The 12,577-nt window shown below is 68.0% G+C and carries 12 protein-coding genes; 3 read left to right on the forward strand and 9 right to left on the reverse strand.

The window, feature by feature from the left end:
* Positions 1-53 precede the first annotated feature (53 nt).
* The 9 genes from KBY32_RS15560 to rpmH all read right to left on the reverse strand — a co-directional run bounded on the left by KBY32_RS15560 (position 54) and on the right by rpmH (position 6,975).
* Positions 54-671 (reverse strand): GNAT family N-acetyltransferase, encoded by a 618-nt coding sequence (locus tag KBY32_RS15560; protein WP_115504412.1) that lies wholly within the window; start codon positions 669-671, stop codon positions 54-56.
* Positions 672-1,003: 332 nt separating this feature from the next.
* Entirely contained in the window at positions 1,004-2,098 is a 1,095-nt protein-coding gene (locus KBY32_RS15565) for a ParB/RepB/Spo0J family partition protein (RefSeq protein ID WP_210980462.1), read from the reverse strand.
* Entirely contained in the window at positions 2,095-3,168 is a 1,074-nt protein-coding gene (locus KBY32_RS15570; RefSeq protein WP_210980577.1) for a ParA family protein, read from the reverse strand. Before KBY32_RS15570 ends, KBY32_RS15565 begins: the two co-directional genes overlap by 4 nt.
* Positions 3,169-3,466: 298 nt before the next feature.
* Positions 3,467-4,183, reverse strand: coding sequence for a 16S rRNA (guanine(527)-N(7))-methyltransferase RsmG (gene rsmG / locus KBY32_RS15575; RefSeq protein ID WP_055621056.1), 717 nt, complete (start codon positions 4,181-4,183; stop codon positions 3,467-3,469).
* Between the two features lie 120 nt (positions 4,184-4,303).
* On the reverse strand, positions 4,304-4,816 hold the full coding sequence (locus KBY32_RS15580) for a R3H domain-containing nucleic acid-binding protein (protein ID WP_067018228.1): 513 nt from the start codon (positions 4,814-4,816) through the stop codon (positions 4,304-4,306).
* Between the two features lie 15 nt (positions 4,817-4,831).
* Positions 4,832-6,091, reverse strand: coding sequence for a membrane protein insertase YidC (gene yidC / locus KBY32_RS15585; protein WP_055621058.1), 1,260 nt, complete (start codon positions 6,089-6,091; stop codon positions 4,832-4,834).
* Between the two features lie 3 nt (positions 6,092-6,094).
* Positions 6,095-6,448 (reverse strand): membrane protein insertion efficiency factor YidD, encoded by a 354-nt coding sequence (gene yidD, locus KBY32_RS15590; RefSeq protein WP_055621059.1) that lies wholly within the window; start codon positions 6,446-6,448, stop codon positions 6,095-6,097.
* Positions 6,445-6,816 carry a ribonuclease P protein component gene (rnpA, locus tag KBY32_RS15595; RefSeq protein WP_079033564.1) on the reverse strand — a complete coding sequence of 124 codons (372 nt, stop codon included), beginning with the start codon at positions 6,814-6,816 and terminating at the stop codon, positions 6,445-6,447. The genes yidD and rnpA overlap by 4 nt, the downstream gene beginning before the upstream one ends.
* A 21-nt stretch (positions 6,817-6,837) precedes the next feature.
* A complete protein-coding gene (gene rpmH / locus KBY32_RS15600) occupies positions 6,838-6,975 on the reverse strand; it encodes a 50S ribosomal protein L34 (protein ID WP_003956500.1) in 138 nt (45 codons plus the stop codon).
* Between the two features lie 383 nt (positions 6,976-7,358).
* On the opposite strand from rpmH, the gene dnaA reads away from it, so the two are divergent.
* The 3 genes from dnaA (at position 7,359) to gnd (ending at position 12,454) form a co-directional block, all read left to right on the forward strand.
* Positions 7,359-9,347 carry a chromosomal replication initiator protein DnaA gene (gene dnaA, locus KBY32_RS15605; RefSeq protein ID WP_210980463.1) on the forward strand — a complete coding sequence of 663 codons (1,989 nt, stop codon included), beginning with the start codon at positions 7,359-7,361 and terminating at the stop codon, positions 9,345-9,347.
* Positions 9,348-10,249: 902 nt separating this feature from the next.
* Positions 10,250-11,380, forward strand: coding sequence for a DNA polymerase III subunit beta (dnaN, locus tag KBY32_RS15610; RefSeq protein WP_055621061.1), 1,131 nt, complete (start codon positions 10,250-10,252; stop codon positions 11,378-11,380).
* Between the two features lie 198 nt (positions 11,381-11,578).
* Positions 11,579-12,454, forward strand: a complete 876-nt coding sequence (gene gnd, locus KBY32_RS15615) for a phosphogluconate dehydrogenase (NAD(+)-dependent, decarboxylating) (RefSeq protein ID WP_055621062.1) — start codon at positions 11,579-11,581, stop codon at positions 12,452-12,454.
* Positions 12,455-12,577 lie beyond the last annotated feature (123 nt).

Here is a 12,577-nt window from a genome sequence, read left to right on the forward strand (position 1 = left end):
TTTTCGTCTGCCGGGTGCCGGCTTGCCATAAGGAGTCTCAGGCGCCGCAGAGCTTAGAGAGGCCGCAGCGCCGGTTCCTTCTGCACAGCACCCAACAGCCTGTCGAGCGCCATCTCGACGTCTTCCTTCCAGGAGAGCGTCGTCCTCAGCTCCAGCCGCAGACGGGGTGTCGTGGGGTGCGGGCGGACCGTCTTGAAGCCCACCGCCAAGAGATGGTCCGCAGGCAGCACACACGCGGGCTCTTTCCACCGCGCGTCCCCGAACGCCTCGATCGCCTTGAAGCCCCGCCGGAGCAGATCCTTGGCGACCGTCTGGACCATCACCCGGCCCAGACCCTGCCCCTGATAGCCGGGCACGATGAACGCGGTCATCAACTGCACGGCGTCCGGTGACACGGGACTTGTGGGGAACGCGCTCGAGCGGGGGACATACGCCGGTGGCGCGTACAGCACATAGCCGACCGGCACCTCGTCCACATAGACGACCCGGCCGCAGGAGCCCCAGTCCAGCAGGACGGCGGAGATCCAGGCTTCCTTCTCCAGAGCGGCAGTGCCCGCCTTTACCGCTGCCTCACCGCTGACCGGGTCGAGCTCCCAGAAGACACACGAGCGGCAGCGCTTGGGAAGGTCCGGAAGGTTGTCAAGCGTGAGCGGTACGAGCCGACGCCCCATGAAGGCTGTTCCTCGCTTCCTTCGCCCGCGGCATCACGGGCGGCTGTCAGGGCGCTCCGCTCCTTGAGCAGGCTGCCGACGAATCCGCCGACCGCCCCCAGGCCCAAGGCCACGCTCATCAGTCCGGTGCGGCTCACCGTTCGCATGGACCCCGCCTCCCCTTAGAGGTCTTGCCCAGTGGATGCGCCATACCCGATCGCATGCTATCCACGATGCGATTCCATCGATACCGCATCAAAGCAAAGTGCGGGCCATGTTCCGGAACACACCGGACACGACCCGCACTCACGATCAGAAAACTGATCCGAGCCCTCGATGAGAGCAGCCCTGCCTCAGCCCTCGCCGTCCTCGTCGTCCTCGCCGAGAAGGCTCTTCTGTAGCGCGAGCTTCTCCCCCGGAGCGAGCGTGCTGAGGATCCGCTCCAGGTCCTCCGGAGAGGCGAACTCGACGGTGATCTTGCCCTTCTTCTGCCCCAGCTCGACCTTCACCCGCGTCTCGAATCGATCCGAGAGACGAGTCGCCAGGTCGGACAGCGCCGGTGAGGGCACCGACCCGGCCCGCGGACCCTTGGAGCGAGGAGCCTTCTGCGGGCGCGAGCCCATCAGCGTCACGATCTCCTCGACGGACCGGACAGAGAGGCCCTCGGCCACCACACGGTAGGCGAGCCGCTCCTGCTCCTCCGGGTCATCGACCGAGAGGAGAGCCCGGGCATGCCCGGCGGAGAGCACACCGGCCGCCACACGGTTCTGCACCTTGGGCGAGAGCTTCAGCAGACGCAGCGTGTTGGAGACCTGCGGACGGGACCGGCCGATGCGGTCCGCCAGCTGGTCGTGCGTGCAGTTGAAGTCCTTCAGCAGCTGGTCGTAAGCCGCCGCCTCTTCGATCGGGTTCAGTTGCGCACGGTGCAGGTTCTCCAGGAGGGCGTCCAGGAGAAGCTTCTCGTCGTCCGTGGCCCGCACGATCGCCGGGATCGCTTCGAGGCCGGCCTCACGGCAGGCCCGCCAGCGCCGCTCGCCCATGATGAGCTCGTAGCGGGAGGGACCCAGCTGACGTACGACGATCGGCTGGAGGAGACCGACCTCCTGGATAGAGGTGACGAGTTCCTGCAGAGCGTCCTCGTCGAAGATCTCTCGCGGCTGACGCGGGTTAGGCGTGATCTCGTCGAGCGGGATCTCGGCGAAGTGGGCACCCATGGGAGCCGAGGGCGTCTCCGCGGAGCTGTGCGAGGGCAGCTCCTCTGTTTCATGTGAAACAGGCGGCAGGGTCGCCACCTTGGCCGCGGCCACACCGCGGTCACTCAGCGCCGGGGCAGCAGCCGACGTACCGGCACTGCCACCCAGCGCCGGCGGGGGCACGGTCTTTTCCGTCGGGGCAGCAGGGATCAGCGCGCCAAGACCACGGCCCAACCCCCTCCGTCGCTCGCTCACTGGATCCCCTCCACCATGTTCGGGTTGCTCTGGGCCCCGATATGGGCCTGCGTCGGGTCGTAGTTCACGCCGACGCCCCGCAGAGCGATTTCTCGTGCCGCCTCAAGATAAGACAGGGCACCGCTCGATCCAGGATCGTAGGTCAGTACCGTCTGCCCGTAGCTCGGCGCCTCGGAGATACGGACCGAGCGAGGAATGCTCGTCCGCAGCACCTCCTCGCCGAAGTGGGTGCGCACCTCGTCCGCGACCTGTGACGCGAGCCGGGTCCGGCCGTCGTACATGGTGAGCAGGATCGTCGAGACATGCAGGGCGGGGTTGAGGTGCCCCCGTACCAGGTCGACGTTGCGCAGGAGCTGGCCCAGGCCCTCCAGGGCGTAGTACTCGCACTGGATCGGGATGAGGACTTCCTGCCCGGCCACCAGCGCGTTGACCGTGAGCAGGCCGAGCGAGGGCGGGCAGTCGATGAGGATGTAGTCCAGGGGCTGCTCGTACGCCTTGATGGCCCGCTCCAGTCGGCTCTCCCGCGCCACCAGCGAGACCAGCTCGATCTCCGCACCGGCGAGATCGATCGTGGCCGGGGCGCAGAAGAGTCCCTCGACATCGGGGACCGGCTGGACGACTTCGGAGAGCGGCTTGCTCTCCACCAGTACGTCGTAGATCGAGGGGACTTCGGCGTGGTGGTCGATTCCCAGAGCCGTGGAGGCGTTGCCCTGCGGGTCGAGGTCGATGACCAGCACACGGCCGCCGTGCAGAGCCAGGGACGCGGCAAGGTTGACGGTGGTGGTCGTCTTCCCTACGCCGCCCTTCTGGTTGGCGACAACGATGACACGGGTCTGCTCAGGCCGTGGCAGACCCTCGCCGGCGCGGCCCAGAGCTTCCACCGCCAATTGGGCAGCACGACCGATGGGAGTGTCGTCCATCGGAGGCGGTGTTTCACGTGAAACATCCTCCCCCGCTGACTCGGTACGGGGACCGGGGACCGGATCGGTCATCGGTCCCGCGATGTTGGCGTCGGACCGCAAGGATTCACTCTCCTCGACTTCAGGCTCGCAATGAACAGAGCCTCCCATGTCTTCGGTGTCGTGAACCAGTGAGGCCTGGTGTTCTGTGGAGAAATCCACCTCTGTGGACAACTCCGTGCCCCTCGTAGGGGACGGTTTGTTGTCAGGAGCACCCTCTCCGAGAGAACCGAGAGGCTTCCGATCTCGAGGTTCGGCAGCAGCGCGGCCGCGGCTGATGATGCCGTGCAACAGTGAGCGACGTTTCACGTGAAACACGATGCACAGCAGCCGAGGCCGAACTGTCGCGACACTCCGGCATGGGTAGGTTGGCCAGCTTGTGTGGAGTACGTCTCGTCGTCAGGACGGATCAGCGACGACGGCGGGTGCGTCCCGTCCTGGCGGCCTTGGCGCGCTTCGCCGCGAACCGCACACCGCCCGGGCTCTCCCCGACCTCGACCCGGACGACCGTGGACAGCGGGTCCACGACGCCCTCACCCACATGGAGGATGGACGTGCCCACCGCGCCGAGCTTGCTGAGGGCGGTGGCGGCGCTCTTCAGCTCCTCCTCGGCGGTGTCCCCCTTGAGGGCCAGCATCTCGCCATAGGGCCGCAGCAGGGGGATGCCCCAGGTCGCCAGCCGGTCCAGCGGAGCCACCGCGCGGGCGGTCACGACATGGACGGGCTGCAGCTTCCCCATGACCTCTTCGGCGCGGCCGCGGACGACGGTCACATGGTCCAGGCCCAGCAGTTCCACGACCTCCGTCAGAAAGGTCGTCCGCCGCAGGAGAGGCTCCAGCAGGGTGATCTTCAGGTCCTCCCGGACCAGGGCCAGCGGGATACCGGGCAGACCGGCACCCGAGCCCACATCGCACACCGTCACGTTCTCGGGCACGACCTCGGAGAGCACCGCGCAGTTCAGGAGATGCCGCTCCCACAGACGAGGCACCTCCCGTGGCCCGATCAGACCACGCTGCACACCCGCCTCGGCGAGCAGTTCGGCGTAGCGGACCGCGTCCGCGAAGCGATCGCCGAACACTTCACGTGCCTGCTCGGGCGCGGGGGGAAGCTCCGCTGCCTCCGTCACGGGGACCGTCCTTCCGTACGGTGCGACGCACCGGGCGCCTGCACCAGAACCACGAGAACTATCGCTGACAAAGTTCGGCCCCGCCTGCGGGCAGACGGGGCCGGGAGAACGTAAGGCCGATCAGGCGGGCAGAACGACGACGAACCGCTGCGGCTCCTCGCCCTCGGACTCGCTGCGCAGCCCCGCCGACTTGACCGCGTCGTGCACGACCTTGCGCTCGAACGGCGTCATCGGCTTCAGCTTGACCGGCTCGCCGGAGCTCTTGACCTCGGCGGCGGCCTTGGCACCCAGCTCGGAGAGCTCGGCACGCTTCTTGGCGCGGTAGCCCGCGATGTCCAGCATCAGGCGGCTGCGGTCCCCGGTCTCCCGGTGAACGGCGAGACGCGTGAGCTCCTGCAGCGCCTCCAGCACCTCGCCGTCACGCCCGACCAGCTTCTGCAGGTCGCGGCCGCCAGCGTCGCTGATGATCGACACAGCGGCGCGGTCGGCCTCGACGTCCATGTCGATGTCGCCGTCGAGATCGGCGATGTCCAGCAGACCCTCGAGGTAGTCCGCCGCGATCTCGCCCTCCTGCTCCAGGCGGGTCAGGGTGTCTGCACCCTCGGCGGCGGCGGAGGTGGTGCCTTCCGTCACGGGATGGGCTCCTTCTTACTTCTTGGACGGGGACTTGGGGCGCTGCGGTCCGCCCTTGCGCTGCCCGGACTGGGCCTTGCTGCGACCCTGGCCGGACGACTTCTGCGCGGGCTTCTTGGCCGCGGCGGGCTTGGCGTCCTCGGGCGCGTCGGACTTCGTCAGCGACGTCGGCTCGTCGCCCTGCTTCTGGGCCTGGCGCTGCGACTTGCTCTGGCGCTTCGGCTGCTGGCGCCGGGGAGCACCACCGGCCGGCGTGCCGTCCTCGGTCACGGTGGCGACGGCGCCCTCGCTCTTGATCACGGTGCCGTCGGGCTGCGCTGCGAGGTTCGCCTTGGACAGACCGTTGATGAACTTGCGCTCGTGCTCGTTGCGGTCACGGCCCTTGGCGACGATCGCCTTGACGATGGCCTTCTCACCGCGCCCACGGACCTTGCCGTGCTGCGTGACGCGCTTGGTCAGACGCTCCAGGTAGGCGGCCTGAGCCTTGGAACCCGGGGTCGGGTTGTTGTGGATGACGTACATCTGCTGGCCCATGGTCCACACGTTGGTGGTCAGCCAGTAGACGAGGACACCGACGGGGAAGTTGATGCCGAAGATGGCGAACATGACCGGGAAGATGTACATGAGCATCTTCTGCTGCTGCATGAACGGCGTCTTCACCGTGGTGTCGACGTTCTTCGTCATCAGCTGGCGCTGCGTGTAGAACTGCGACGCCGACATCAGGACGATCATGACCGCGGTGACGATGCGGACCGTGGTCAGCGAGGCGTCGAGCGCAGCGACGTCAGAGCTGCTGTCGGTGAACTTCGCCGCCAGCGGGGCCCCGAAGATGTGCGCCTTCTGCGCGCTCTCCAGCAGGCTCTGGTTGATGACACCGACGGTGTCGTTGTTCGCGATGCTGTTGAGCACGTGGTACAGGGCGAAGAAGAACGGCGACTGCGCCAGGATGGGAAGGCACGAGGAGAGCGGGTTGGTGCCCGTCTCCTTGTACAGCTTCATCATCTCTTCGGACTGACGCTGCTTGTCGTTCTTGTAGCGCTCCTGGATCTTCTTCATCTCGGGCTGGAGCGTCTGCATGGCCCGGGTCGCCTTGATCTGCTTCACGAAGAGCGGGATCAGGCAGATACGGATCAGGATCACCAGGGACACGATGGACAGGCCCCAGGCCCATCCGGTGTCCTCGCCGAAGATGGCGCCGTACACCGAGTGGAACTGGACGATGACCCATGAGACGGGTGTCGTGATGAAGCTGAAGAGGCTGGCAATCGTGTCCACTAATCATGCTCCTTGGGCATGGGGCGAGGTCTCTGCGGCCGGGCTCGAAGGAACATTCTCTTCAATGGCCGTTTCGGCGGCGGAGGGCCCGCCCTTGCGTGCGCGCCATGCGTTGCGCAGCAGCTCGTGCCACCGCGGACGCTTGCGCGGCGGGACATGGTCCACACCGCCCAGTGACCACGGGTTGCATCGCAGGATGCGCCAGGCGGTGAGCGCCGTGCCCTTGATCGCACCGTGCCGGTCGATGGCCGTGTACCCGTAGTGGGAACACGACGGGTAGTACTTGCACACCGGGCCCAGCAGCGGACTGATCGTCCACTGGTACAGCTTGATCAGAGCCAGCAGCGGGTACTTCATCGCGCGCCCCCTCCCAGGAGCCGCTGCAGAGCGGCGTCCAGGTCTCGGGCCAGCTGTGCATGGTCGGCGTCACCCGAACCGGGTAGCGCTCGTACGACTACCAGGCTACCGGGGGGCAGCTGGTCGACTCGATCGCGCATGAGATGGCGAAGCCTGCGCTTCACCTTGTTCCGCACGACTGCACCACCCACGGCCTTGCTCACGACGAAACCCGCACGCGTCGGGGGAGCGCTCTCCCCAGGCGCATGCGGGTCCGTGGCACCGCTACGAAGATGGACGACGAGGTGCGGGCGTCCAGCCCGACGCCCTCGTCGTACCGCGGTCGCGAAGTCCTCGCGCCGCCTCAGCCGGTTCTCGGTGGGCAGCACGACGGCATGACCTGACCGGGATCAGGCGGACAGACGGGCGCGACCCTTGCTACGGCGGGACGCGAGGATCGCGCGGCCGGCACGGGTGCGCATACGCAGCCGGAAGCCGTGGGTCTTCGCGCGACGACGGTTGTTCGGCTGGAAGGTGCGCTTGCTCACTCGGGGGCTCCAGAAATCAATCGGTGGTGGCGGGTGCCGTCCTGGCTGTCACCGTGCGCCCACGAGTAGCTCGCAGTTACGCCCGAGTGCACCGCTATCCGATCACCTGACGTGACCTGTGCCCATCGGAGGCAGGCGGCAGCAGCCATCGACAACTCGACCTGGTTACGGTACGCGCGGCTACGCCATCCGGTCAAACCAGCCGCGACTGGGGGACACTATCCACAGGCTGGGGACAACGACTTGAACCGTACCCGTCGCGCTGACTACCGTGACGGAACTCCGATTCGTTCCCTTGTCCCCCCAGATTCTGACTCCACCCGATTGAATCCCGACCCGTCCCACAATCACACGTTCGTGGGACCCGTGAGAGAGCGTGCCCTGTGGCTGACGTACCTGCCGATCTTGCCGCAGTGTGGCCACGAGTACTCGAGCAGCTCCTCGGTGAGGGCCGCGGGCAGGGTGTGGAGGCGAAGGACGAGCACTGGATCCGGCGCTGCCAGCCCCTCGCGCTGGTCGCCGACACCGCGCTGCTCGCCGTACCGAACGAATTCGCGAAGGGCGTACTGGAGGGCCGGCTGGCCCCGGTCGTCAGCGAGACCCTGACCCGTGAGTGCGGGCGTCCGATCCGTATCGCGATCACCGTCGACGACTCGGCGGGCGAGCCCCCGGCCCCGCCGGCGCCCTCGTCCCAGCAGCCGCCGCAGTCACAGCAGTCCCCCCAGTCCTCCCAGCCCCGCTACGAGGAGCCGGAGCTCCCGTCGTACGAGGGCTACGGCCGGCACCGGGCCGACGACCACCGGTCCGACCCGCTGCCGAACGCGCGTCCGGCCTACCCGGGCGAGTACCAGCGCTCCGAGCCCGCGCCGGGCAGTTGGCCGCGCCCGTCCCAGGACGACTACGGCTGGCAGCAGCAGCGCCTCGGCTTCCCGGAGCGGGACCCGTACGCCTCGCCGCAGGAGTCCTACGGCCAGGAGTCGTACGGCCAGGACTCCTACGGCTCGCCGTCCCAGGACTACCGGCCGCAGCCGGTGGAGCGGTCGTCGTACGACGGGCACCGCCCCGACCACGACCAGCACCGCTCGGATCACCGGTCGGACCGCCGTTCGGACCACCGCTCCGAGTACGAGCAGAAACGGCCCGAGTACGAGCAGCAGCGCCCGGACTACGACCAGCCGCGCACGGAGTACGACCGCGGTCCGCGCCGCGAGCTGCCCGATCCGCCGCCCGGCTCCGGTCATGTGCACCGCGGCGGGCCGGTCGGCTCGAACCTTCCTGCCTCCGGTGCCCCCGGCCCGCTCGCCGCGCAGCCCGCGCCGGCGCCCGGCCCCGGTGAGCCCACCGCGCGGCTGAACCCGAAGTACCTCTTCGACACGTTCGTCATCGGCGCGTCCAACCGCTTCGCGCACGCGGCCGCGGTGGCCGTCGCCGAGGCGCCGGCGAAGGCGTACAACCCCCTCTTCATCTATGGGGAGTCGGGGCTCGGCAAGACGCACCTGCTGCACGCGATCGGGCACTACGCGCGCAGCCTCTACCCCGGCACGCGCGTGCGGTACGTGAGCTCGGAGGAGTTCACGAACGAGTTCATCAACTCGATCCGTGACGGCAAGGGCGACAGCTTCCGCAAGCGGTACCGCGAGATGGACATCCTGCTCGTCGACGACATCCAGTTCCTCGCGGACAAGGAGTCGACGCAGGAGGAGTTCTTCCACACCTTCAACACGCTCCACAACGCGAACAAGCAGATCGTGCTCTCCAGCGACCGGCCGCCCAAGCAGCTGGTGACCCTGGAGGACCGGCTGCGCAACCGCTTCGAGTGGGGTCTGATCACGGACGTCCAGCCGCCCGAGCTGGAGACCCGGATCGCGATCCTGCGCAAGAAGGCGGTCCAGGAGCAGCTCAACGCCCCGCCGGAGGTGCTGGAGTTCATCGCCTCCCGGATCTCGCGGAACATCCGTGAGCTGGAGGGCGCGCTGATCCGGGTGACGGCGTTCGCGTCGCTCAACCGGCAGCCGGTGGACCTGGGCCTGACGGAGATCGTGCTGAAGGACCTGATCCCGGGCGGCGAGGACTCGGCCCCGGAGATCACCTCCACGGCGATCATGGGCGCCACCGCCGACTACTTCGGGCTCACGGTCGAGGACCTGTGCGGCACCTCGCGCGGCCGGGCGCTCGTCACGGCCCGCCAGATCGCCATGTATCTGTGCCGTGAGCTGACCGACCTGTCGCTGCCGAAGATCGGCGCGCTCTTCGGGGGCCGTGACCACACCACGGTGATGCACGCCGACCGCAAGATCCGCAATCTGATGGCCGAGCGGCGCTCCATCTACAACCAGGTCACCGAGCTCACCAACCGCATCAAGAACGGCTGACCCAGCCCGCCGCCGGCCCGTCGAGGGCCGCCGGCACACCGTCGAGGGCGCCTCCCGGGAGACCTGGAGGCGCCCTTCGTCATGTCCGGCGGCATGCCGCGGGTGCCGGCCCGCGACGGCGGCTGTTCGATTACCTGCCGGGTTACGGTCTTCCTCCACAGATTCGGCGACTTTCTCGCGTCCACACCCTGGGGACCGGAAAGTTGTCCAGACTGCGTCCACAGGGCGGCCTGTTGAAAGGCCATCAGGCCAGGTCAGCCGGTTGTGGATTCGTGGACGAACGATCTCCACAGACTGTGGACGACGCGGAGATCCACAGCCTGTGCACGGAGTTGTCCACGGGCAACCCACAGGCTGGAGCCGGTTGTCCCCAGTGATCCCCAGCTTCTCCACACCGCTGTCCACTGTTCGGCAACGCGACGCGGCTCCTCACCGGGGCGAGTGAAAGGCGTCACACGAAGGTGCCGGGTTGCCCTGTGGGAAAGGCGGGTAAAGCTGGGGACGGCGCTGGGGAGAAGTCGCCCCTGCCTGTGCACGGGATGTGCAGAACTTTCCGTTCTCCACAGAAGCGGCCGGTTGTCCACGGCCTCCACCCACAGGCCCGGTGGACAAAATCTCGGCCTTGAGCTGGGAAAACGAGGTTATCCACGGTATCCACAGGCCCTACTACTACTCCCAACTAGAGAGAGCTGGGAATTCGTTTCGAAGAGGGCCCTGTGCACAACTCGCCGTCCGGCTCCCGGCTGCCCCACGTCACGACTTGACCCCGAGAGGCACCTACTGTCAGTGGGGTGCGTCAGACTGTTCCCGGTGTCCTTCCCCTCACTGGGGCCGACGACACCGAGACAGACGACGAAGCCAGGCAGGCCGAGAAGCGCCGGCAACAGCAGGAGGCGGCAACAGTGAAGATCCGGGTGGAACGCGACGTACTCGCGGAGGCCGTGGCCTGGGCGGCGCGCAGCCTCCCGGCCCGTCCGCCGGCGCCTGTCCTCGCCGGCCTCCTCCTGAAGGCCGAGGACGGTCAGCTGAGCCTGTCCAGCTTCGACTACGAGGTCTCCGCCCGGGTGGGCGTGGAGGCCGAGGTCGAGGAGGAGGGCACCGTGCTGGTGTCCGGCCGCCTCCTCGCCGACATCTGCCGCGCGCTCCCCAACCGGCCGGTGGAGATCTCCACAGACGGTGTACGGGCGACCGTGGTCTGCGGCTCCTCGCGCTTCACTCTCCACACCCTGCCGGTGGAGGAGTACCCGTCGCTGCCGCAGATGCCCACCGCCACCGGCACCGTCCCCGGTGAGGTCTTCGCCTCCGCCGCCGCCCAGGTCGCCATCGCGGCCGGCCGCGACGACACGCTGCCGGTCCTCACCGGTGTGCGCATCGAGATCGAGGGCGACACCGTCACGCTGGCCTCCACCGACCGGTACCGCTTCGCGGTCCGTGAGTTCCTGTGGAAGCCGGAGAACCCGGAGGCGTCCGCGGTCGCCCTGGTGCCCGCCAAGACGCTCCTGGACACCGCCAAGGCGCTCACGAGCGGCGACAGCGTCACCCTGGCGCTCTCCGGCTCCGGTGCGGGCGAGGGCCTCATCGGTTTCGAGGGCGCTGGCCGCCGGACGACGACCCGGCTGCTGGAGGGCGACCTCCCGAAGTACCGCACGCTGTTCCCGACGGAGTTCAACTCGGTCGCCGTGATCGAGACGGCGCCCTTCGTCGAGGCCGTCAAGCGCGTGGCCCTGGTCGCCGAGCGGAACACGCCGGTGCGGCTGAGCTTCGAGCAGGGCGTGCTCATCCTGGAGGCCGGGTCCAGCGACGACGCACAGGCTGTGGAAAGGGTCGAAGCCCAGCTGGACGGCGACGACATCTCGATCGCCTTCAACCCGACCTTCCTGCTGGACGGCCTGAGCGCGATCGACTCCCCGGTGGCGCAGCTGTCGTTCACGACGTCCACCAAGCCCGCGCTGCTCAGTGGCAAGCCGGCCCTGGACGCCGAGGCGGACGAGGCCTACAAGTACCTGATCATGCCGGTGCGCCTGAGCGGCTGATCCGGCCGCGGTAACCGCGGGTTGTCCACAGGCCGGGGACGAAGCGGCTCCGGCCTGTGGGGAAACCCCGGGAAACCCCCAGGTGAGGGTGTACGTATGAGCGCGTATGCCCACAGCTGTGCGCGGACGTCCGGGTTTAGGCTCGTACGCGGGTACGAAGGTGCCTCACACGCCACAGCAACCGAAGGAACACAACTGATGGAGCTCGGTCTCGTCGGCCTCGGCAAGATGGGCGGCAACATGCGCGAACGGATCCGTCGCGCGGGCCACACCGTCGTCGGATACGACCGCAACGCTGACCTCGCGGATGTCCACAGCCTGGAAGAGCTTGTGGGCAAGCTCCCCGGCCCGCGCGTGGTCTGGGTGATGGTCCCGGCGGGTGCGCCGACCCAGTCGACCATCGACGAGCTGGCCGAGCTGCTGGAGCCCGGCGACGTCGTCGTGGACGGCGGCAACTCCCGCTGGACGGACGACGAGCGGCATGCCGAGCAGCTGGCGGCCAAGGGCATAGGTTTCGTCGACTGCGGTGTCTCCGGCGGCGTCTGGGGCCTGGAGAACGGCTACGCGCTGATGTACGGCGGCTCCGAGGAGGACGTCGCCAAGGTGCAGCCGGTCTTCGACGCCCTCAAGCCCGAGGGCGACTTCGGCTCGGTGCACGCCGGCAAGGTCGGCGCGGGCCACTTCGCGAAGATGGTCCACAACGGCATCGAGTACGCCATGATGCAGGCCTACGCCGAGGGCTGGGAGCTGCTGGAGAAGGTCGACTCGGTGACCGACGTCCGGGAGGTCTTCCGCTCCTGGCAGGAGGGCACGGTCATCCGCTCCTGGCTGCTGGACCTCGCGGTGAACGCCCTCGACGAGGACGAGCACCTGGACGGTCTCCGGGGTTATGCACAGGACTCCGGCGAGGGACGCTGGACTGTGGAAGCCGCGATCGACCACGCGGTTCCGCTGCCCGCGATCACGGCCTCGCTGTTCGCGCGCTTCGCCTCGCGGCAGGACGACTCGCCGCAGATGAAGATGATCGCGGCCCTGCGGAACCAGTTCGGCGGGCACGCGGTCGAGAAGAAGTGATCCGCCCTCCGCCGCGGTCACGGCCGCGGGCGGAGGCGGTCCATGGTCCGGGGTGGCCGATCTGGCACCCTGGACACCCCCGGTTGTCCACAGCTGGGGACGGTTGAACCATACGTTGGGGGA

The organism is Streptomyces sp. RK62, from assembly GCF_018070255.1.
In the GTDB taxonomy this organism is placed as follows: domain Bacteria; phylum Actinomycetota; class Actinomycetes; order Streptomycetales; family Streptomycetaceae; genus Streptomyces; species Streptomyces nigra.

Coding starts and splice junctions, on each gene's coding strand:
- KBY32_RS15560 (WP_115504412.1), bottom strand. CDS start 671: ATGGGGCGTCGGCTCGTACCGCTCACGCTTGACAACCTTCCGGACCTT.
- yidD (WP_055621059.1), bottom strand. CDS start 6,448: ATGAAGTACCCGCTGCTGGCTCTGATCAAGCTGTACCAGTGGACGATC.
- gnd (WP_055621062.1), top strand. CDS start 11,579: ATGGAGCTCGGTCTCGTCGGCCTCGGCAAGATGGGCGGCAACATGCGC.
- KBY32_RS15570 (WP_210980577.1), bottom strand. CDS start 3,168: ATGGGAGGCTCTGTTCATTGCGAGCCTGAAGTCGAGGAGAGTGAATCC.